The organism is Caulobacter segnis (genome assembly GCF_019931575.1).
Classification (GTDB): Bacteria; Pseudomonadota; Alphaproteobacteria; order Caulobacterales; family Caulobacteraceae; genus Caulobacter; species Caulobacter segnis_C.
Genome location: NZ_CP082923.1, coordinates 273,390 through 295,237, shown reverse-complemented (window position 1 = coordinate 295,237; position 21,848 = coordinate 273,390). Strand labels below are relative to the sequence as shown.

Annotated in this window: 18 protein-coding genes; 11 read left to right on the top strand and 7 right to left on the bottom strand. The window is 69.4% G+C overall.

What is annotated here, in order from left to right; all coding sequences use genetic code 11:
- Positions 1–8 precede the first annotated feature (8 nt).
- Entirely contained in the window at positions 9–1,808 is a 1,800-nt protein-coding gene (locus K8940_RS01355; RefSeq protein ID WP_223392761.1) for a cation:proton antiporter, read from the bottom strand.
- Positions 1,809–1,830: 22 nt separating this feature from the next.
- Entirely contained in the window at positions 1,831–2,094 is a 264-nt protein-coding gene (locus K8940_RS01350; protein WP_223392760.1) for a helix-turn-helix domain-containing protein, read from the bottom strand.
- Positions 2,095–2,165: 71 nt separating this feature from the next.
- Here K8940_RS01350 and ybaL point away from each other — a divergent pair, with 71 nt between their 5' ends.
- The 3 genes from ybaL to K8940_RS01335 all read left to right on the top strand — a co-directional run bounded on the left by ybaL (position 2,166) and on the right by K8940_RS01335 (position 4,776).
- Positions 2,166–3,866, top strand: a complete 1,701-nt coding sequence (gene ybaL / locus K8940_RS01345) for a YbaL family putative K(+) efflux transporter (protein WP_223392759.1) — start codon at positions 2,166–2,168, stop codon at positions 3,864–3,866.
- An 81-nt stretch (positions 3,867–3,947) separates the two neighbouring features.
- The gene (locus tag K8940_RS01340; protein WP_223392758.1) at positions 3,948–4,400 is read left to right on the top strand and encodes a MaoC family dehydratase; all 453 of its coding nucleotides are present in this window, start codon (positions 3,948–3,950) and stop codon (positions 4,398–4,400) included.
- A gap of 67 nt (positions 4,401–4,467) precedes the next feature.
- Positions 4,468–4,776: a putative quinol monooxygenase gene (locus K8940_RS01335; protein WP_223392757.1), complete on the top strand. Its 309-nt coding sequence runs from the start codon at positions 4,468–4,470 to the stop codon at positions 4,774–4,776.
- Here K8940_RS01335 and K8940_RS01330 read toward each other — a convergent pair.
- The gene (locus K8940_RS01330) at positions 4,773–5,387 is read right to left on the bottom strand and encodes a DUF2306 domain-containing protein (RefSeq protein WP_223392756.1); all 615 of its coding nucleotides are present in this window, start codon (positions 5,385–5,387) and stop codon (positions 4,773–4,775) included. The genes K8940_RS01335 and K8940_RS01330 overlap by 4 nt on opposite strands.
- Before the next feature lie 112 nt (positions 5,388–5,499).
- On the opposite strand from K8940_RS01330, the gene K8940_RS01325 reads away from it, so the two are divergent.
- Positions 5,500–6,264 carry a LytTR family DNA-binding domain-containing protein gene (locus K8940_RS01325; RefSeq protein WP_223392755.1) on the top strand — a complete coding sequence of 255 codons (765 nt, stop codon included), beginning with the start codon at positions 5,500–5,502 and terminating at the stop codon, positions 6,262–6,264.
- Positions 6,265–6,456: 192 nt separating this feature from the next.
- Here K8940_RS01325 and ggt read toward each other — a convergent pair whose 3' ends face one another.
- A complete protein-coding gene (ggt, locus tag K8940_RS01320) occupies positions 6,457–8,229 on the bottom strand; it encodes a gamma-glutamyltransferase (RefSeq protein ID WP_223392754.1) in 1,773 nt (590 codons plus the stop codon).
- A 163-nt stretch (positions 8,230–8,392) separates the two neighbouring features.
- A complete protein-coding gene (locus tag K8940_RS01315) occupies positions 8,393–8,833 on the bottom strand; it encodes a hypothetical protein (RefSeq protein ID WP_223392753.1) in 441 nt (146 codons plus the stop codon).
- A 200-nt stretch (positions 8,834–9,033) separates the two neighbouring features.
- Between K8940_RS01315 and K8940_RS01310 the strand changes: the two genes are divergently transcribed.
- From K8940_RS01310 to K8940_RS01290, 5 genes are all read left to right on the top strand, one after another.
- Positions 9,034–9,408 carry a DUF2946 family protein gene (locus K8940_RS01310; protein ID WP_223392752.1) on the top strand — a complete coding sequence of 125 codons (375 nt, stop codon included), beginning with the start codon at positions 9,034–9,036 and terminating at the stop codon, positions 9,406–9,408.
- 66 nt (positions 9,409–9,474) lie between these two features.
- Positions 9,475–11,553 (top strand): TonB-dependent receptor family protein, encoded by a 2,079-nt coding sequence (locus K8940_RS01305; protein WP_317847020.1) that lies wholly within the window; start codon positions 9,475–9,477, stop codon positions 11,551–11,553.
- A gap of 15 nt (positions 11,554–11,568) precedes the next feature.
- Entirely contained in the window at positions 11,569–12,078 is a 510-nt protein-coding gene (locus K8940_RS01300) for a YcnI family protein (RefSeq protein ID WP_223392751.1), read from the top strand.
- A gap of 12 nt (positions 12,079–12,090) precedes the next feature.
- A complete protein-coding gene (locus K8940_RS01295) occupies positions 12,091–12,576 on the top strand; it encodes a copper chaperone PCu(A)C (protein ID WP_223392750.1) in 486 nt (161 codons plus the stop codon).
- A gap of 99 nt (positions 12,577–12,675) precedes the next feature.
- Entirely contained in the window at positions 12,676–14,793 is a 2,118-nt protein-coding gene (locus tag K8940_RS01290) for a M13 family metallopeptidase (protein WP_223392749.1), read from the top strand.
- A gap of 111 nt (positions 14,794–14,904) precedes the next feature.
- On the opposite strand, the gene K8940_RS01285 is transcribed toward K8940_RS01290, so the two are convergent.
- Both K8940_RS01285 and fabA read right to left on the bottom strand, forming a co-directional pair.
- A complete protein-coding gene (locus K8940_RS01285) occupies positions 14,905–16,578 on the bottom strand; it encodes a hypothetical protein (RefSeq protein ID WP_223392748.1) in 1,674 nt (557 codons plus the stop codon).
- A 147-nt stretch (positions 16,579–16,725) separates the two neighbouring features.
- Positions 16,726–17,256, bottom strand: coding sequence for a bifunctional 3-hydroxydecanoyl-ACP dehydratase/trans-2-decenoyl-ACP isomerase (gene fabA / locus K8940_RS01280; protein ID WP_223392747.1), 531 nt, complete (start codon positions 17,254–17,256; stop codon positions 16,726–16,728).
- A gap of 266 nt (positions 17,257–17,522) precedes the next feature.
- On the opposite strand from fabA, the gene K8940_RS01275 reads away from it, so the two are divergent.
- Together K8940_RS01275 and mrdA are read left to right on the top strand one after the other, a co-directional pair.
- Positions 17,523–19,742 carry a nitric-oxide reductase large subunit gene (locus tag K8940_RS01275; protein WP_223392746.1) on the top strand — a complete coding sequence of 740 codons (2,220 nt, stop codon included), beginning with the start codon at positions 17,523–17,525 and terminating at the stop codon, positions 19,740–19,742.
- A gap of 113 nt (positions 19,743–19,855) precedes the next feature.
- On the top strand, positions 19,856–21,829 hold the full coding sequence (gene mrdA, locus K8940_RS01270) for a penicillin-binding protein 2 (RefSeq protein WP_223392745.1): 1,974 nt from the start codon (positions 19,856–19,858) through the stop codon (positions 21,827–21,829).
- Positions 21,830–21,848: the final 19 nt, after the last annotated feature.

Here is a 21,848-nt window from a genome sequence, read left to right as displayed (position 1 = left end):
CGTCAAGCCTAACGCAGGCTGGCGTCCCGCAGTCGCCGTCGCCGCCCGCCCAGGGCGTCGGGACGGTTCAGGACCTTGCGATATTCGTCGCGGCGCTCGTGGATCGAAGCGATGACCAGACCCATCGGCACGCCGATGTCGACCAGCACGGCCTCGGACAGCTGCAGGGACGCCTCGATGGTCTCGGGCACGGCGTCGGTGGCCCCCAGCTCGTAGAGGCGGGCGGCGTGGCGGGCGTCGCGGGCGCGGACCACGATCGGCACGTCCGGCCGGGCTCCGCGCGCGGCGGCGACCACCGCCTCGGCCACCTCGAAGGCGTCCATGGTCACGACCACCGCCCGGGCCGTGGCCAGGCCGCAGCGCTCCAGCAGCTCCAGCCGCGAGGCGTCGCCGTAATAGATGCGATGGGCCTCGCGCCGCCCCTGCTCGACCAGACGCGCCTCGCGGTCGATGGCGATCCAGGGCAGGTCGTGGCGGCCCAGCATGTCGCCGACCAGCTTGCCGACCCGGCCATAGCCGATGACCAGCACCTGGCCGGCGGGCTCGGGGCCGACGCGGTCCGGCTCGCTGGCCGTGGACGGCGGGGCCTCGCTGACCGGCAGCGGCGCGCTCTTGCGGCCCAGATAGCCGCCCAGCGCCGCGAGGGCCGGGATCAGGAACATGGTCAGGGTGGCCGAGACCAGCACCGCCTGGCCAATGGCGGGCGACACCACCTCGGCCCCGATGGCGTTGTCCAGCAGCACGAAGGCGAACTCGCCGCCGGCCGCCAGGATCAGGGCCGCCTCGATCGCCGCGCGCCGGTTCAGGCCCATCAGCAGGCCGCTGCCGAACACCACCACGGTCTTCAGCACCAGCAGGCCCACCGCCGTGGCCAGGATCGCGGCCGGCTGGGCGGCCAACAGGGACAGGTCCAGGCGGATGCCCAGCGAGACGAAGAACAGGCTGAGCAGCAGGCCCTTGAACGGCTCGATCTTGACCTCGACCTCGTGGCGGTACTCGGTCTCGGCCAGCAGGATGCCGGCCACGAACGCCCCGAGAGCCATCGACAGGCCCGACATCTGGCTGACCAGGCCCGCGCCGATGATCACCAGCAGGCAGGCGGCCATGAACATCTCTTCGCTCTTGGCCTTGGCGACCGACTTCAGCATCGGGCGCAGGGCCAGGCGGCCGACCAGCACGATCAGGCCCAGGCCCAGGGCCGCCGGCGCCAGGGCCAGGAGGTCGGCCATCTGGAAGGCGCCGTGGCCGCGCCCCAGGATCGCCAGGGTGATCAGGATCGGGGCGACGGCCAGGTCCTGGAACAGCAGCACCGAGAAGGTCGCCCGCCCGGCCTCCGAGTGCAGCCGCCGCCGCTCGGCCAGCACCGGCACGGCGATGGCGGTCGAAGACAGGGTCAGGGCCGCGCCGATGGTCAGGGCCGCCACCGGGCTCTGGCCCAGCAGCATGGCGCCGCCGCCCAGCACCAGCGAGCAGCCGATCACCTGCACGGCGCCCAGGCCGAACACCCACTTGCGCATCAGGCGCAGGCGCTCCCACGAGAGCTCCAGCCCGATCATGAACAGCAGGAAGACCACCCCGAACTCGGCCAGCTGGGCGATTTCATCGGGATTGTCGACGGTGACGTAGTCCAGCCAGGGCGCGACGCCAATGAACCGGCCCAGGCCGAACGGCCCCAGGATCACCCCGGCCAGCAGGTAGCCTAGGATGGGATTGATCTTCAGGCGCTTGAACAGCGGCGCGACGATGCCGGCGGTCGCCAGGAACAGGACGAGGTCCTTGTAGCTCTCTGGTGAAACGTCGTGCGCCACTGCCCCTCCTGGATGCTGCCCGTCAGATCGGTCGCTTCAGCCGCACGCCCGGTCCCGCCTCGTCGCCGCCAGCCTGGTCGGGCTTGATCAGCGACACCCCGCCGGCCTCGATCGCGTCGATCAGCAGGCGTTCGGTGCTATGGTGCAGGGCGTGGCGCTCGGTCTCGAAATCCTTGACCGTGCTGCGCGACACGCCCGCCCGATCGGCGAGCTCGCCCTGGGACCAGTTGATCAGCCCGCGGGCGGCCCGGCATTGCGCCGGGAGGAGAATTTTTGCGTGTGGCATCTAGCGTACCTGGGTTTTGTCACCCATATTGGTTGAGTACGCCCGAAAAAGATGACCGTCAAGGAGGACCTTTGCACCATACCTCGCTGATCGCCACCATCGTCGCGGGCCTGGGCCTGGCCTTCGTCTTCGGCGCCATCGCCAACCGGCTGAAGCTGCCGGTTCTGGTCGGCTACCTGCTGGCGGGCGTACTGGTCGGGCCGTTCACCCCCGGCTACGTCGCCGACCAGGAGCTGGCTCCGCAGCTGGCCGAGATCGGCGTGATCCTGCTGATGTTCGGCGTCGGCCTGCACTTCTCGCTGAAGGATCTGATGGCGGTGAAGAACATCGCCATTCCCGGCGCGGTCGTGCAGATCGGCGCGGCGACGGTGATGGGCCTGGGCCTGGCGATGGCCCTGGGCTGGGGCGTCGGCGCGGGGGTGGTGTTCGGCCTGGCCCTGTCGGTCGCCTCGACCGTGGTGCTGCTGCGGGCCCTGCAGGAGCGGCGGCTGATCGAGACCGGGCGCGGCAAGATCGCGGTCGGCTGGCTGATCGTCGAGGACCTGGCCATGGTGCTGGCCCTCGTCCTGCTGCCGGCCCTGTCGGGCGTGATGGGCGGCGAGGCGCCCACCGCCCAGGGCGGAGCGCACGCCTTCCTGGGCGGTGGCGTGATGGCCGCCTTCGCCATCACCATCGGCAAGGTCGTGGCGTTCGTCGCCTTCATGCTGATCGTCGGGCGGCGGGTGATCCCGTGGATCCTGCACCGCATCGCCCACACCGGCTCGCGCGAGCTCTTCCGCCTGGCCGTGCTGGCCATCGCCCTGGGCGTGGCTTTTGGTTCAGCCGCCCTGTTCGGCGTGTCCTTCGCCCTGGGCGCCTTCTTCGCCGGCATGATCATGGCCGAGAGCGAGCTGTCGCAGCAGGCCGCCAACGACACCCTGCCGCTGCGCGACGCCTTCGCGGTGCTGTTCTTCGTCTCGATCGGCATGCTGTTCGACCCGATGGTGCTGATCCGCGAGCCGGTCGCGGTGCTGGCCACCCTGGCGATCATCGTCGTCGGCAAGTCGATCGCCGCCCTGGTCATCGTCCTGGCCTTCCGCCGCCCGATGAGCACGGCCCTGACCATCTCGGTCAGTCTGGCCCAGATCGGCGAGTTCTCGTTCATCCTGGCCGGCCTGGGCGTGTCGCTGAAGCTGCTGCCCGACGACGGCCGCGACCTGGTCCTGGCCGGCGCGATCCTGTCGATCCTGCTCAACCCGCTGCTGTTCGCCTGGCTGGACAGGATCCTGCCCGGGATGATCGCCAAGGAGGCTCAAAACGCCACAGGGGCGGCGGGCGAGGAGCCCGCCATGACCGCCGCCGCCCAGCCCCACGCCCTGCTGATCGGCTACGGCCGGGTCGGCAAGGCCGTGGCCGAGGGACTCAAGAGCAAGAAGATGCCCCTGGTGGTGATCGAGGACGACGTCGAGCGCGCCGACGAGCTGCGCAAGGCCGGCTTCGAGACGATCGGCGGCAACGCGGTCAAGCCCGAGGTGCTGCTGAAGGCGGGCCTAGACAAGGCCACCCACCTGTTCGTCGCCGTGCCCAACCCGTTCGAGGCCGCCCGGATCATCGAGCAGGCCCGCGCGGCCAATCCCCAGTGCGAGATCGTCGCCCGCGCCTATACCGACGCCGACGTCACCCTGCTCAAGCAGATGGGCGCCACCCACGCCCTGATCGGCGAGGAGGAGATCGCCAAGGGCATGCTGGCCCGCGCGCCACGCAAGAAGCCGCCCGCCCAGGCCCATCACTGACGCCGGTCATCCGGACGAGGTTTCGCGCCGACAACGGCATTTTCGCTGGCCTTAACCGCACATGAGCGCTAACCGCGCCTGATGATCCAGCCTCACGCCTCGGGCGGCTACATCCTCGAAGAGCTCTCCGTCGGCATGACGGCCGAAAAGCACGTCCCCATCAGCGAGGAGCGCATCCGCCTGTTCGCCGAGGCGTCGGACGACTTCAATCCGGTCCACATGGACGAGGCCTACGCGGCCAAGACGGCCTATCGCGGCCGCATCGCCCACGGCCTGCTGTCGGCCTCTTTCGGGTCGGCGGTGGTCGGCACCATCCTGCCGGGAGCCGGCTCGATCTATCTGTCCCAGACCCTGGCCTTCCACCGGCCGGTGCGGATCGGCGACGTGGTCACCGCCCGCGTCACCGTCGCCGCCATCGATCCCGAGAGCGCCCGCGTTACCCTGCGCTGCGAGGGCCTGGTCGGCGAGGACCTGATCATGGACGGCGAGGCCGTGGTCCGCGTGCCGCGCCGCCGCCGTCCCGCCAAGGACTGAACGCTTCAAGACCTGGGACGGGCCGTCCGGGACCCTATCTGTCGCGCGACGCCACGAGAGGACCCCGATGCCGACCCCAGCCCCTACCCTCGCCAAGATCACCGCGATCCTGACCGCTCGTCCCGGCAAGACCGACGAACTCCAGGCCCTGCTGCTGGGCATGGCCCCCGCCTGCCGAGCCGAGCCGGGCAACCTGCGCTGGGACGTCTGGCGTGACCAGGCCAACGCCGACCGCTTCGTGCTGGACGAGCTGTATGTCGACAACGCCGCCGTCGCCGCCCACCGCGAGACCCCGCACTTCAAGGCCTATCTGGCCCGGATCGGCGACCTGGCCGAGCGGACCTCGATGGTCTGCGAGCCCGTCGATCTGGGTTAGGCGCGGCGCCGAAGGTAGAGCTCGGCGACGATCAGGTTGGGGACCCAGCACAGGAAGGCGATGGCCCGGTACCAGGGCAGGAACGGCAGATCCAGCACGCCGACCAGGGGCAGGTAGAGCCGCAGGGTGACCGCCGCCAGGGTCAGGGCCCACGAGCGGATCATCCAGCGGCGATGATCCTCGAAGCGCCGGTCCAGCGCCGCGCGCCAGCCCAGCAGGTTCACGGCGATCCAGACCACCGCCAGGCTTCCGAACCCGGCCGAGGCGATCGGGCCGGCGGAGGAGCCGGGGGCCAGAACCAGCCCCGCCGCGCCACCGACCAGGCAGCCCAGCACATAGGTCCGGCCGATCCAGCGATGGGCCCCGACCCGGCGCAGCCCGGGCGCGAACTGCAGCGAGCCCAGCACCAGCGCCGTCACCGCGCCGCCGACATGGACGACCAGCCAGGGAACGCCCAGCGGATTGCCCAGGGCCTCGGCCGGCGTGCGCGGCGGATGCAGCAGGTAGCGGGCCGAATAGGCGGCGATGGCGACGCTGAGCAGCGCCGCCAGGATCCAGAAGACCCGGGGCGGCCATCGGGCCTGGAGACGGGTCTGGGCGAGCGCGGTCATGGTCGGAACGGTCCTCGGCGATGGCGATGTCGCCCGATGGATTGCGGCGCGCGCGGCGTCTCGCTAGGCCTTGCTTCGTGAACGGCGCCAGGGCTGCGCGAACGGGACCGTGATGGGCGAGGCAGACAGGGCGAGCGCGCGACGATGGGTTGTCGACCTGGCGGTGCTGGTCGCCATCGGCCTCCTGATGGGTTTCCTGGGCCCCTTCGGCTCCGACCAGATCCCGGCCCCCTATCGCTACGCCTACTGGATGAGCTGCATGGTCGTCGGCGGGGGGATCGGCTTCGTGCTGGATCGCCTGCTCGAGACGCGACTGCCCCATCCGTGGCGGCGCGCGCTCCTGGTCTCGGTCCTGATGACGCCGCCGGTCACGCTGTGGGTGCGGACCAGCGAGGCGGTCCTGCTGGGCGACGGCTTCGACTGGCGGGACTACGCGCCGCTGCTGATCCAGGTGCTGCCAATCTCGCTGGCGGTGATGCTGGTCCGGGCCCTGGTCTGGCGGCCGCGTCCCACCCGGATCGAGACCCGCACGGTCGTGGCCCCGCCCACGCCCGAGGCCGAGACGGCCTTCCGCAAGCGCCTCTCGGCTAGACGCCGCGGCGCCCGGCTGATCGCCGTCGAGGCCCACGACCACTATCTGAAGGTCCACACCGACGCCGGCGAGGAGTTGATTACCCTGCGCTTCGCCGACGCCCTGGCCGAGCTGGACAAGGCCCACGGCTGGCGCATCCACCGCTCGTGGTGGGTCGCGGCCGAGGCGGTCGAGGCCGTGCGCTGGCGGCGCGGGACCGGCGAGGCCCGCCTGGCCGGGGGGCTCGTAGCCCCGGTCAGCCGCACCTACGCCCCTGTGCTGAAGGAGGCCGGCTGGCGGGGGTAGGGCGCTACTAGGCTCAGATCTCGCCCCCAACGTTCGCTCATCCCCGCGAAAGCGGGGACCCAAGCGGCGCGCGAAGATTCATCCGCCGCCCACGCCACCAACTGAGAATCGGCTTGGGTCCCCGCTTTCGCGGGGATGAGCGGTGTTTGGGGATCGAAGGATCGTGGGCGGCGTATCGATCCCCCGCCCTCCTCAATACTGCTTCACGCCGATCGCCGCCGAGTCCGGGCGACGGGTGTCGGCCGCGCCGTAGAAGACGCCGTCCGGGCCGATCATGATCGACTGGGTGCTGCCGATGATCTGAGAGCGCTCGACCTTGTGGCCCTTGGCCTCCAGCCCGGCCACCAGGTCCTGCGGGATCGACTCCTCCAGCTGCAGCGGGCCGTCGATGCCCGACTGGTAGACGCGCGGACGCTGGGCCGCCTCGGCGACGTTGAGCTGGTAGTCGATCAGGTTCGACAGCATCTGGGCCATGGTGCCGATGATCGTGCCGCCGCCCGGCGTGCCGGTGGCCACCCAGGGCTTGCCGTCCTTGAAGACGATGATCGGCGAGATGGTCGACTGGGCCCGCTTGCCCGGCTCGATCCTGTTGCCAAGGCTGGTCGCCCGCTGGCTCCAGTCGAAATTGCCCAGCGAGTTGTTGAGCAGGAAGCCGGTGCCCGGCGCCACCACGTGCGCCCCGAACGAGGCGGTCAGGGTGTAGGTGTTGGAGACCACGTTGCCGTCCTTGTCGGCGATCGAGAAGTGGGTGGTGTCCGGCCCCTCGAAATTGTGCGGGTCCAGCGCCGTCAGGGTCTTGGAGTCCAGCGACCTGTCCATCGAGATCAGCTTGGCGCGCTCGGCGGCGAATTCCTTGCTGGCGATGCCCTTCGCGGGCGTCTTCCACTGCGGTCCGCCGCCGGAATAGCGGCGATCCATGGTGGCGATCTTCAGGGCCTCGGCCATCACGTGCATCGAGGCGACGTTGCCCTGGCCGAACTTGTCCATCGGGAACTGCTCGAGGATGTTCATCACCTCGGCGACGCTGGACGCGGCCGAGGTCGGCGGCATGTAGGCGATCGGGTAGCCGCGATAGCTGGACCAGATCGGCTCCAGGACATTGGCCTTGTAGGCCGCCAGGTCCTTCAGCGTGATAATGCCGCCGCCGGCCTTGATCCCGGCGACCATCTTCTCGGCCACCGGCCCCTTGTAGAAGCCGTCGGCGCCGCGCGCCTGGATCTGCTTCAGCGTCCAGGCCAGGTCCGGGTTCTTGAACACCTCGCCCGGCGCGTAGGCCGAACCGTCCGGCTTGAAGAACACCTTGAGCGCGCCGCCCGGATCCTTCGACATCGCCTTCTTGCGCTGGGCCAGGGCCTGGGACTCGTCGTCGCTCATCACCACGCCCTGGGTCGCCAGGTCGATGGTCGGCTGGATCAGGGTCGCCCAGGGCAGCTTGCCGAAGCGCTTGTGGGCCTCCCACAGGCCGGCCACAGTGCCGGGCACGGTCACGCCCTTGAACGACTCCACCTTGGCCGGATCGACCCGGCCGTTGTCGCCCAGCAGGAAGTCCGGCGTCACCTCCAGCGGCGCCTGGCCGTAGTACTCGATGGCGACCGTCTTCTTCGAGGCGGCGTCATAGACCAGCATGTAGCCGCCGCCGCCCAGATTGCCGGCGCGCGGCAGGGTCAGGGCCTCGGCGATCCCCACGGCCACGGCCGCATCGACCGCGTTGCCGCCCTTGGCCAGGATGTCCGCGCCGATCCGGGCGCCGATCTTGTTCTGGGCCACGACCATGCCCCCGCGCCCGACCACCGGATGGTGGATCGAGCCGTAACCGATCAAGTCGCCGCCGGTCCTGGCGATCGCCGGCGCGGTTGCCTCGTCCTGAGCGAAGGCCGGCGCGAACGACAGGTTCGAGACGACGAGCACGCTCGCCAGCGTGACGCGCAGCAACGCCGTGCGCGCGGCGAGGGTCAACTTACGCATGTTCCGATTTCCCCAACTGACAGAGAGACGTCGCCCTACCGACGTCTCGCGGCGACACGACCGCCATCCGGGCGGCGTGTCAAAGTCGTTCCTCCGCGACTCCCAGCGCTCTCGCCCCAGCGCCGCGCGATTGATCAGCTTGGCGCCGGTTCCGGGCGCGCCTCTATCGGTCGCGCGGCTCGACCGGTTGCGCCATGCCAAAACAGCGCAGGGCATAGACCTTCACCGGCCGCCGGCCCCACCGGTCCAGGCTCGCGCCACGCGCCGAAAGATAGACCCGCTTGATCCTGGACTCGCGCGGCGTCCGAACGGGCGCCCGAGGGTCGTCGCGATCGCGAAAGCCGATGCTGTCTCGGAAGCGCACGTCCCCACCGTCTATCCTGCCGTCCTTATCGTCGTCGAAGTAGGGCAGGTAGCGCGCCTGGATCTCGACGCCTGCCGGAAAGGTGTCAACGTGGATGAGGCGCCCCGAGCTGGTCATACGGCTAGCGCTCGCCGTCGACTTGCGGCAGGCCGGGTCGCTAGATCCCGACTGCCCGGCGTCCGCCCGCGCGCCGACGAACACGACCAGCGCGACGGCGATCCAGAGTCGAGGCGTCGTCATGGTTCCGCTCCGGTCAGGCGCACGATAGCCGAGAGGATACATGCCGCGTCCTCTCCCTCTAGGCGAGCGCGCATGAACGAGAACTCGCGTCCCTTAAGCGTTCGCGCGCGCATCTGCCTCACGCGCGCCTGATTGACCCGCCCGCCGCCGCGCCCTACTCAGCCGGGACCATGATCGCCCGTTCCGGACAGTTCCGAGCCTTGCTCGCCGCGCTCGCGGCGATGCTGGCCGTGTTCGTCCAGGTGATGACGCCCGCCGCGGCCATGGCCCACGACCTGCGCGAAAGCGGCTCGGCGATCGTCATCTGTTCGGCCGAAGGCTCCAAGGTCGTGATCCTGAGCGAGGACGGTTCGGTCCGCACCGCGCCGGCCAAGGGCTTCATGGGCCTGAAGTGCTCGGATTGCGTGGGCCCGACCCTGGCGGTCACCCTGGACACGCCGGTCCCGGCCATCGCGCCCGTCCAATACGCCGAGTTCGCCCCGACGCCGGTCCAGCGCGTCCTGGGCGTGCGCGGCCATGCTCGCGCGCCCCCGCGTCCGCCCAGCCAGGGCCCGCCCGCCAACCTGAACGCCTGACCCTACCTCGCCGCGCCGCGTCCGTGACGCCGCGCGCCTCGTCACGCTTTCAGGACTTCGCGTTCCATGTCGACCTATCGCCACGCCCTCACGGGCGCCGCCGCCTTCGCCTGTCTTTCCGGGGCCTGCCTCGCTTCCGACGCGCACGCCGCGCCCGATCCCGCCCCGCCCTCCGACGGCGCCGAGGTCTCGTCGGTCATCGTCACCGCCCGCCTCAATCCCGAGGATCCGCCGGTCGTCGCCGCCGCCCGCAAGCGACTGTCCGAAACGCCCGGCGCGGTGTCGGTGATCTCGCAGGAGAGCTACATCAACCGCGAGGCCCTGGCCCTCGACGACATGCTGCGCGACGCTCCCGGCGTCTACGCCCAGCGCAAGTGGGGCGGCGACATCCGCATCTCGATCCGCGGGTCGGGCATCGGCAACGCCAGCCACAACCGCGGCCTGCTGCTGGCCCAGGACGGCGTGCCGCTGAACGAGGCCGACGGCTATGGCGACAGCCAGGTCGCCGACCCGCTGAACACCCGCTACGCCGAGGTCTATCGCGGCGGCAACGCCCTGCGCTTCGGCGGCGCCTTGCTGGGCGGGGCGATCAACATGGTCACCCCCACGGGCAAGGACGCCGGCTTCGACAACGAGGTCCGCCTCGACGGCGGCTCGTGGGGCCTGCTGCGCGAGCATGTCGCCATCGCGCGACAGTCGGGCGACTGGGACGTCTATGCCGCGCTGACCAACCAGACCGGCCAGGGCTGGCGCTCGCAGAGCCAGCAGAACATCCAGTTCGGATCGCTCAACATCGGCCGGTCGTTCGGCGAGGACCGCGAGGTCCGGTTCATCGTCAACGGCTCGAACGTCAACCAGGAGATCCCCGGCGCCCTGACCCTGGCCCAGTTCCAGGCCGATCCGCATCAGACCGCGGCCGCCAACCTGGCCAGCGACCAGGGCCGCAACCAGCGCGGCCTGCGCGGCTCGCTGCGCACGACCTGGCGGCTCTCCGACCAGCTGGTCTTCGAGGGCGCGGTCTACGCGGTGTGGAAGGACCTGGACCACCCGATCTTCCAGGTCATCGACCAGCAAAGCCGTAACTACGGCGCCTTCGGCCGCTTCGACTGGGACGGCGAAATCGGCGGCAAACGCGCCGACGCCTTCTTCGGCGCCTGGTACCGGACCGGCGACATGGACTCCAACTTCTACGTCAACAATCGCGGGGCGCGCGGCGCGCCGACCTCGCGGACGCAGCAGAACGCCAAGGCGATCGACCTGTTCGGCGAGGGGCGCGTCTTCGTCACCGACCGCGTCGCCGTGGTGGCCGGCGCGACCTGGGGTCAGGCCAGGCGCGACTACGCCAGCTTCGCCGTGCCGGGCGTCGCCACGACCTTCAATCTCAAGGCCGACAAGACCTATGACTGGATCTCGCCGCGCGTGGGCCTGCTGTGGCAAGACGAGACGGGGAACCAGCTGTTCGCCAACCTGACCCGCTCGGTCGAGCCGCCGAACTTCAGCGCCATGACCCCGACCAACACCGGCTTCACCCCGGTCCGCGCCCAGAAGGCCTGGACCGGCGAGGTCGGCGCGCGCGGCCACAAGGGCCCGTTCACCTACGACCTGACGCTCTATCGCGCCAAGCTGAAGGACGAGATGCTGCAGTACGCGGTGACCTCGTCGATCCCGGCCGCCACCTTCAACGCCGACAAGACCGTCCACCAGGGGATCGAGGCGGCGCTGGACTGGGCCCCGGCCAAGCACTGGCGCGTCCGCCAGACCTGGACGTATTCGGACTTCCGCTTCAAGGACGACGTCCAGTTCGGCGACAACCGCCTGCCGATCGTGCCCCGGCACTTCTACCGCTCGGAGGTCCGCTACGACGACCCGCGCGGCTGGTTCCTGGCCCCGTCGGTCGAGTGGTCGGCCAGCGACCAGTGGATCGACTACAAGAACACCCAGACCGCGCCAGGCTATGCCATCCTGAACCTGAACGCCGGCTGGAAGGTCACCCCGGCGGTCTCGCTGTTCCTCGACGCCCGGAACCTGACGGACAAGGCCTATGTATCCAACACCCAGGCCGCCGTCGCCTGGACCGCCGCGACCGCCACGCTCTGGCCCGGCGATGGCCGGTCGGTGTTCGGCGGCGTTACGCTGAGCTTCTAAAGGGAGGACGACATCATGAAAGCCCCGCTGATCGCCCTCCTGGCGCTCCTCGCCAGCCCCCTCCTGGCCACGGAGGCCGCCGCCCACGTGGTGGCGGTCCCCGACACCGCCAAGGCCGGCTCGTATTCCGCCATCGCCTTCCGCGTCGGCCACGCCTGCGCGGCGGGCGACGTGACCTTGAAGGTCCGCATCGAGATCCCCGAGGGCGTCGCCTCGGCCCGGCCGCAGGTCAAGCCCGGCTGGACCTACGTCCTCGAGCGCGGAACGGACCCGAAGGCCGCCCCCACCGCTATCACCTTCGAAGGCCGCCTGCCCGACGAGGCCTTCGACGACTTCGCCATCCTGATGAAGCTGCCCGCGACCGGAGACCGCCTCATCTTCCCGGTCGTCCAGACCTGCGAGAAGGGCGAGAGCCAGTGGACGGAGTTCGCCAGCCCCGACGCTCTGGACGAGAAGCTGACCCGTCCCGCCCCGGTCGTCACCCTGATCCCCAATGGCGCGGCGCCCGCCGCCCACCAGCACTGAGAAGGAGCGCCCATGTCGCGCCTGTTCGCCGCCGCCTTCGCCCTCGCCGCCCTCGCCGCTCCGCTGGCCCACGCCGGCGACTACAAGCTGGGCGCCCTGACCGTCCGCCAGCCCTGGAGCCGCCCGGCCCAGGCGGGGATGAACGGGGTCGGCTTCTTCACCGTGGTCAACGCCGGCAAGACGCCGGTGACGCTGCAGCGCGTCGAGAGCCCGGCCGCCGCCAAGGTCGAGATCCACCAGTCGGCCATGGCCAATGGCGTCATGACCATGCGCCGCCAGGACGCCGGCGTCGTCGTCCCGGCCGGCGGCCAGGTCGCCTTCGCGCCCGGCGGCTATCACCTGATGCTGCTGTCCCTGAAGGCGGCCCAAGGCGTGGGGCAAAAAGTTCCGGTAACGCTGATCTTCGATAACGGTCGCAAGGCCCAGGTCGAGCTGACCGTGCAACTGGCTCCGCCGCCCGGCGGGCAGGCTTCGCCCATGGGCGAGCACCACCACTGATCCTGCCCGAAACGCGGAACATGAACTTTTTTTAAGGGAGCAAATATTCCGCGTCCGTGCAGATTGCCGCCCAGCTCACTCCAACGGATACGACTTTCCATGAAAAGAGTTTGGTTCGGCGCCGCCGCCGCGGCGGCCCTGTCGATCTGCGCCTTCGGGGCCCAGGCCCACGAACAACACGCCTGCATCGACGAGGCCTGCACCGTGCAGTCGCTGATGCCGACCCTGGCGGAGGGCGTCGCCGGCGACGTCACCTCGCTGGAGTCGCCGCGCTACGGGACCTGGGGCTTCGACCTCACCGGCATGGACACCTCCGTGAAGCCGGGCGACGACTTCTACAAGTTCGCCAACGGCGCCTGGGACGCCAAGACCGAGATCCCGTCGGACCGCGTCCGCTACGGCAATTTCGACAAGCTGGCCGAGCTGTCCGAAGCCCGCACCAAGGCGATCATCGAAGGCGCCGCCGCCGACAAGACCGCGACGGGCGAGAAGGCCAAGATCGGCGCCGCCTACCGCGCCTTCATGGACGAGGCCGGCGTCGAGAAGCTGGACGCCAAGCCGATCCAGCCGTGGCTGGACGGCGTCAAGAAGGTCAAGACCAAGGAAGAGTTCACCGCCCTGATGGGCAAGAGCTCGGTCACGCCCTACTCGACCCTGATCGGCCTGGGCGTCTCGACCGACGCCAAGAGCCCGCAGCGCTACGCCGTCTACGCCCAGACCGGCGGCCTCAGCCTGCCCGACCGCGACTACTATCTGGACGCCAAGTTCGCCGACAAGAAGACGGCCTATCTGGCCTATGTCGAGAAGATGCTGACCCTGGGCGGCTGGGAGAAGCCGGCCGAGAACGCCAAGGCCATCGTCGACTTCGAGACCAAGCTGGCCGAGGCCTCGTGGACCCGCGTCGAGCGCCGCAACCGCGACAAGACCTACAACCCCGCCACCCTGGCCGAGCTGCAGGCCCTGACGCCGGGCTACGACTGGAACCGCTATCTGGTCGGGACCGAGCTGCCCAAGCTCGACCGCTTCATCGTCACCACCAACACCTCGTTCCCCAAGTACGCCAAGATCTACGCCGACACCCCGCTGGAGACCCTCAAGGCCTGGCAGGCGTTCAAGGTGATCGATGGCGGCGCGCCGATGCTGTCCAAGCGTTTCGCCGACGCCAGCTTCGAGTTCCGCAACAAGACCCTGGCCGGCCAGCCCGAGCAGAAGCCCCGCTGGAAGCGCGGCGTGGCCCAGGTCAACGGCCTGCTGGGCGAGGCGGTCGGCAAGGAATATGTCGCGGCCTACTTCCCGCCGGACTCCAAGGCCAAGATGGTCGCCCTGGTCGGCGACATCCGCACGGTCCTGAAGACCCGCATCGACGGCTCCGACTGGATGGGTCCGGAGACCAAGGCCAAGGCCCAGGACAAGCTGGCCAAGTTCACCGTCAAGATCGGCTATCCCGACAAGTGGCGCGACTATTCCAAGCTGGAGATCAAGGAAGGCGACGCCTACGGCAACGCCATCCGCGAGGGGGCCTGGGACTATCGCCACGACGTCGAGCGCCTGAACCAGCCGGTGGACAAGACCGAGTGGGGCATGACCCCGCAGACGGTCAACGCCTACTACAACTCGGTCAACAACGAGATCGTGTTCCCGGCCGCCATCCTGCAGGCGCCGTTCTTCCATCCGGACGCCGACCCGGCCGTCAACTACGGCGGCATCGGCGGCGTGATCGGCCACGAGATCGGCCACGGCTTCGACGACCAGGGCCGCAAGTCCGACGGCGACGGCGTGCTGCGCGACTGGTGGACGGCGGAAGACGCCGCCAAGTTCGAGGTCCAGAAGGTCAAGCTGGGCAAGCAGTACTCGGCCTTCGAGCCCTTCCCGGGCATGCACGTCAACGGCGACCTGACCATGGGCGAGAACATCGGCGACATGGCCGGCCTCGGCTTCGCCCTGGACGCCTACCACGTCTCGCTGCAGGGCAAGCCCTCGCCGGTGCTGGACGGCTTCACCGGCGACCAGCGCGTCTATCTGGGCTGGGCCCAGGTGTGGCGCCAGAAGTCGCGCGACGACGCCCTCAAGCAGCAGATCGCCAGCGACCCGCACTCGCCGGCCTACTATCGCGTCAACGGCACGATCCGGAACCAGCCCGGCTGGTACGCGGCCTTCGACGTCAAGCCGGGCGACAAGCTGTACGTCGCGCCGGAAGACCGCGTGAAGATCTGGTAGGCCACAGCGCCGACCAGGTGGATAAAAAGAAGGGCCGCCGGACAGACCGGCGGCCCTTTTCTCTGGCGGATGGGGCCGCCAGAGCAGGTGGGTCCGCAGGCGACCGTCAGGTCAGAGATTGTACTCGGGCTTGCCGTACTGGCCGACCAGATCGACGTTGAAGGCCGCCCCGTCGGCGAGGTCGGCGAAATAGGCGTTGTTGGCCCCGGCGAACATGCCGACGTCCGCCTTCATGGCTTCGGCCAGCAGCCAGCCGACCATGGCCGCCTTGGCGCCGATGTCGGTCTTTCCGTAGGCGGTGAAATAGTCGGTGCGGGTGTCGATCAGGGCGTGGACCTTGGCGTCGTCGGGCGTGGCCCCGAAGATCTTGGCATAGGCGCTGCGGGTGGCTTCGAAGAAGCTCTTGCCGCCGTACTCGGCCTCGAACGCGGCCTTGCCCTCGCCGTCGCGGCCCAGGTTCACCGCGAAGTTGATGTAGCGGTTCTCGGCGTTGAACGACTGGTAGTAGGCGCTGTTGAGGTTGTTGCCGTTGGGGCCGATCGGCGACAGCAGATAGTCCATGCCGCCCTCGCTCGGCGCATGGCCGGTGAAGAAGGCGTACGACACCGTCGCCACCGCCGAGGAGGCGTCGGCCAGGTTGATGATCGCCTTCAGGGCCGAGGCCTCGGTCAGCTGGCCCGCGACGACCTTGTCGGCCAGCCCCTGGACGTAAGCCCGGTCGGCGTCGTTGGCCGGGGCGTAGCGCAAGATGTTGTCGAAGGCGTTGGTCAGGCGGACCAGGGTGTTGGCGCCCGTCGCCGTCAAGGCGTTGAACTCCGCCAGGGTCGCCGTGACCTTCTCCACGCGGATCGTGCCCCCGTCCCAGGTCAGGGTCGTGCCGCCCGCGCCGTCGCTGGCCGCGGCGGTGAATTGCTTGCCATCCAGGTCGAAGCGATCCCCGTCGGCGATGGAGAAGTCGCGCACCAGGTCGTTGCCCTGGCCGACGCCCGAGAAGGCGAAGCGGTCCGCCCCGGTCCCGCCGTAGAGCTGGTCGTCGCCCGCGCCGCCGATCAGGATGTCATTGCCGCCGTTGCCGTACAGAAAGTCGGCGCCGGCCCCGCCATCCAGCTGGTCCTGGCCATCGGTGTTCAGGGCCGCGTCCTGGTCGCCCGACAGGGTGTCAGCGCCGTCGCCGCCGATCAGGCGGTCGTGGCCGCCGTCGCCGCGCAGGCTGTCGCTGCCGCCCTGGCCGCGCAGGGTGTCGTTGTCGGCCATGCCGTATATGTAGTCGCCGCCGTCGCCGCCATAGAGGGCGTCATGGCCGTCGCCGCCGTGGATCTTGTCGTCGGCCGCGCCGCCCTTGACGCGGTCCGAGGCCGCGCCAGTCCAGATCTCGACCTGCTCGACATTGGCGATACTGCCGCCGCCGGCGATCGACTGCAGCGCCGTGCTGTTCATGTCGAGGATCACCGACACGACCGACTGCGTCAGGTTCAGATAGGCGAAGTCGCCCTGGGCGCCGTTGGCCCCGCCGTCGAAGTGGTCGCCGACGCCGCCGTACAGACGGTCGAAGCCGGCGCCGCCGTTCAGGCGATCCGAATAGCCGTCGGAATCGTTCGTGCCGCCAGCGTACAGATAGTCGTCGCCGTCGTCGCCGTTCAGGGTGTCGGCGCCGTCGGCGCCCCAGATCTGGTCCGCGCCGCCCTGGCCCGACAGGGTGTCGTTACCCTTGCCGCCGTTGATCTGGTCGCCGGCGTCGCCGCCCGTATAGATGTCGTCGGCGTCGCCGCCCGTGAAAACCGCCACTTTAGCCTCATGGTCTTGGGGGAAGGAAATGGCGGTGGGGGACCGCCGTCTCCTCGCAAAGCCATGCGAACCGAGCGGATGGGATTCTCGTGCGACGAGCGCGGCGCCGAATTCGACCAGAGGTGACGCCGGCGCGATGAACTCGCCCTATTCGGGACCCGCGATCATGCCGACCTTGAGGTCGCTGGCGGTGTAGACGCATTCGCCGTCGGCCAGCAGGCGGCCGTTCGCCAGGCCGAGGGCCAGCCTGCCGCGCCGGACCTGGCGCAGGCTGATCTCGTACCGCACCAGCTTCACCTCGGGCGTGACGTGGCCGCGGAACTTCACCTCGCCCACCCCGATGGCCCGCCCCTTGCCCGGCGAGCCCGACCAGCCCAGCCAGTAGCCGATCACCTGCCACATGGCGTCCAGCCCCAGGCAGCCCGGCATCACCGGGTCGCCGATGAAGTGGCAGTCGAAGAACCAGAGATCCGGGGTGATATCCAGCTCGGCCGCCACGAAGCCCTTGCCGAAGTCGCCGCCGTCCAGGGTGATGTCGGTGATCCGGTCCATCATCAGCATCGGCGGGGCCGGCAGCTGCGCGTTGCCCGGCCCGAAATAGCCGCCCAGGCCGGACTTCAGCAGGTCCGCCTTCGTGTAGTGGTCCTGCGGAACGTGGAAATCGTGCGGGTTCGCCAAGGCGCCCTCCCCCTATGGATTTCCCGCAGGCTGCGGGCGCGGGGCGGCGCGCGTCAAGATTGAGCCCGCAAAGCCCGACCGCATAAGCGTTTACGCACTATCGTCACAGACTCGCTCAGGTCTTTCCTGAAATAATACTTCCTGCCCGCCGTGATCCATGCAAGCTAAGGCTAAATCAGGTTGCGGAGGCTATTATCATGGCTAGTTACGCGCATCTGTTCACCTTGCGACGCCTTTGGCTAATTTTGACGCTCGGCGTCGTCGCGATGTTCTCTGTACTGCTATTCTTCGGGCGCGAGATCTATCACGCCGCCCCGCCCATTCCGGCGGCGGTCCAGACCACCACGGGAACGACGGTCTATACCCGCGAGGACATCCAGCGCGGCCAGGCCGTGTGGCAGGCCATGGGCGGCATGCAGCAGGGCTCGATCTGGGGCCATGGCGGCTATCTGGCGCCGGACTGGAGCGCCGACTGGCTGCACCGGGAAGCGGTCGCCCAACTGGACGCGCGGGCCAAGGCCGACGGCGCGGCCACGTTCGCAGCGCTGGACGCGCGGCGACAGGCCGCCGAGCAGGCCGTCCTGCGCGTCGACATGCGCCGCAACACCTATGATCCCGCCACCGAGGTGATCCGCATCTCGCCCGACCGCGCCGCGGCCGTCGCGCTGGTGCAGGCGCACTATCGCGACCTCTACCAAGCGCGGACGCCGGAGGCCCGCGCGCTGCGGGTCAAGTACGCCTTCCCCACCCACACCCGGCTGAGCGACGCGGACGCCCGCGCCCTGTCGGCCTTCTATTTCTGGACCGCCTGGTCGGCCACCACCGAGCGACCTGGCAAGACCATCACCTACACCAGCAACTGGCCGCACGAGCCGCTGGTCGGCAACACCCCGACGGGGGCGGTCTTCCTGTGGTCGATGATCTCGATCATCGTCCTGCTGGCCGGCGTCGGGGCCATCGTCGCCTACTACGCCCGCGAGTTCGACGCCTGGCGCGCCGACAGCGAGCCCGACGGCGGCTTCGCAGGCGTAGACTTCATGGACCGCGTCACCGTGACCCCGTCCATGCTGGCCGTCCGCAAGTACTTCTGGGTGGTCATGGCGCTGTTCAGCGCCCAGGTGCTGCTGGGCGTCATCACCGCCCACTACCAGGTCGAGGGCCAGGGCCTTTACGGCCTGCCGTTCTCGGACATGCTGCCCTACGCCATCACCCGCACCTGGCACACCCAGCTGGCGGTGCTGTGGATCGCCACGGCCTGGCTGGCCACGGGCCTCTATGTCGCGCCGCTGCTGACCGGCCACGAGCCGAGATTCCAGGTCTGGGGCGTCAACTTCCTGTTTGGCAGCCTGCTGGTCATCGTCGTCGGCGCCTTCGCCGGCCAGTGGGCGGCGGTCAACGGCTTCTTCCACGACCTGACCGCCAACTTCTGGTTCGGCCATCAGGGCTACGAGTACACCGACTTCGGCCGCTTCTGGCAGATCTACCTGTTCATCGGCCTTCTGCTCTGGGTCGTGCTGGTGCTGCGATCGCTGTGGCCGGCGCTGCGCGGCCAGGGCGGCGTGTCTCTGGTGCTGCTGGTCGCGGTCTCGGCGGTCTCGATCGGCCTGCTGTTCGGGGCCAGCCTGATGTGGGGCGAGAAGACCCACATCTCGATCATGGAGTACTGGCGCTGGTGGGTCGTCCACCTGTGGGTCGAGGGCGTGTTCGAGGTCTTCGCCACCGCCATCGTCTCGGCCCTGCTGGTGCGCATGGGTCTGGTCCGCGCCTCGGTGGCGGCCACCTCGGTGCTGTTCGCCACCATCGTCTTCCTCGGCGGCGGGGTGCTGGGCACCTTCCACCACCTCTATTTCAGCGGCACGCCGATCGGGGTCATCGCCCTGGGCTCGGTGTTCTCGGCGCTGGAGGTCGTGCCGCTGGTCGTGGTCGGCTTCGAGGCCTTCAACCGCTCCAAGCTGGAAGGCCAGCAGGCCTGGGAGCACGTCTATCGCTGGCCGTTCCGGTTCTTCGCCGCCGTGCTGTTCTGGAACCTGATCGGCGCGGGCCTGCTGGGCTTCCTGATCAACTCGCCGATCGCGCTCTACTACATGCAGGGCCTGAACACGACGGCGGCCCACGGCCACACGGCGCTGTTCGGCGTCTACGGCATGCTGGGCCTGGGCCTCATCCTCTACTGCCTGCGGGGCCTGACCGACCCCAGCCGATGGAACCAGAAGGCGCTGTCGATCGCCTTCTGGGGCCTGAACATCGGCCTGGCGATGATGACCTTCCTGTCGCTGCTGCCCCAGGGCCTGTGGCAGACCTACGTCTCGTTCAGCGACCACTACGCGGCGGCCCGCTCCGCCGAGATGATGCACCATCCGCTGATGGAGGCGCTGGTCTGGGCCCGCGTGCCCGGCGACGTGGTCTTCGCCGTCGGGGTCGGGGCGTTCGTGGTGTTCTTCGTCCAGGCGTTCCTGTCGAAGGGGAAGACGACGCGGGCGGACTAGCGACCGGTTCGGGGCCCGCGAAAAACTTCTTCTGACACGACGTGAAAAGGGCCTTTGACGCGACTCGCCGGCATGATTTTGTCGCGACAAGCAACGGTTGAGTCGGCCACGGGATGAGCGAACCCTCCATCTTCTTCTCGGAGGTCAATGAGCGCCAGGGCGCCTTCCACCGGCGCGCGTTCCTGCTGGGCGGCTTCACGGGCCTGGGCCTGCTGGCCCTGGGCGGCCGTCTGGCCCAGCTGCAGCTGGTCGAGGCCCGGCGCTACCAGACGCTTTCGGCCGGCAACCAGTTCAACTACCGCCTGGCGCCGCCGCCGCGCGGTCTGATCCTGGACCGCAACGGCGTGTCCCTGGCCTCCAACCGGCCGAACTTCCGGCTGATGATCAACAAGGACAAGGACCTGGACGCCGAGGCCGTCATGGACGACCTAGCCAAGCTGGTCCCGATCGACGGAACGCGCCGCGCTCGCGTCCTCAAGGACCTGGCCCGCGCCCCGCGCAAGGCCCCGGTCGTGGTGATGGAGGACCTGTCGTGGGAAGAGTTCTCGCGCATCAACATCCGTGAGCCGGAGCTGCCCAACGTCACGGCCGACATGGGCGAGGTGCGGGTCTACCCGTTCGGCGGCGCCTTCGCCCACGTCATCGGCTATGTCGCCAAGGCCTCGGACCGGGATCTGGAGGCCGCCAGGGACGACGCCACCCAGGACCAGGCGCTGCTGCACAATCCGGGCTTCCGGATCGGCAAGCAGGGCGTCGAGAAGGCTTTCGACCGGGACCTGCGCGGCCAGGCCGGCGCCACCAAGGCCGAGGTCGACGCCCAGGGCCGCGTCGTGCGGCTGGATCCGGCCGGCGACATCGCCGCGACCGCCGGCAAGGAGATCCGCCTCACCCTCGACGCCGACATCCAGAACCGCGCCCTCGAGGTGATGGGCGAGGAGAGCGGCGCGATCGTGATGGTCGACTGCCGGACCGGCGACCTGCTGTGCATGGCCTCGACCCCCAGCTTCGACGCCAACCGGCTGGTCAAGGGTCTGTCGGGCGCCGAGTACCGGGCCCTGGCGCAGTACGAACGCAAGCCGCTGCTGGACAAGACCATGACCGGCGTCTACCCGCCGGGCTCCACCTTCAAGCCGACCGTGGCCCTGGCGGCGCTGAGCGCGGGGATCGACCCGACCGAACGGGTGGTCTGCACCGGCGGATGGTACTTCGGCGGCCGCACCTGGCACTGCCACAAGAAGGGCGGGCATGGCGTGCAGTCCATGCACGACGCCATCAAGAACTCCTGCGACGTCTATTTCTACCAGATGGCGCTGCGCATCGGCCCGGACCCGATCCACGCGACCGCCACCGCCCTGGGCTTCGGCCAGACCTTCGACCTGGGGATCCCCGGCCAGCGCAAGGGCCTGGTCGGCTCGCGCGAGTGGAAGAAGAAGGCCTTCAAGCGCGATCCGGTCTGGCATCCCGGCGACTCCGTGCCGTACGGGATCGGCCAGGGCTATATCAACGTCAACGCCCTGCAGCTGGCGGTGATGTGCGCGCGCCTGGCCAACGGCAAGCGGGCGCTGAACCCTCGGCTGGTCCAGTCGATCGGCGGGGTCGACCAGCCCCACGGCGACGCGGTGGGCGACCTGCCGTTCCCGCAGGAGCATGTCGAGATCGTCCGGGCCGGCATGGCGGCGGTGGCCAACGACCCGACCGGCGGCGCCTACAAGCAGAGCCAGCTGGGCCTCGGCGACGTCCTGATGGCGGGCAAGACCGGCACGGCCCAGGTCCGCCAGTATTCCCAGACCGGCTCGCGCAGCAACCAGGGGGTGCCCTGGCGGCTGAAGGACCACAACCTGTTCATCGCCTTCGCGCCCTACGACCAGCCGCGCTACGCGATGTCGGTGCTGGTCGAGCACGGCGGCATGTTCGGCTCCAGCGCCGCCGCGCCGAGAGCGCGCGAGGTGATGCGCGTGGCGCTGCTGAAGGACCCCGAGATCCGCGCCCGCATCGAAAGGCCGATGCCCCTGCCGACCCTCGGGCCGGAAGAGGGCGAGCCCTCGGAAGCGCCGACGCCGACCGAAGGCGTTCAGTCGACGGGGTAGCGCGCGACAGGCGATGACG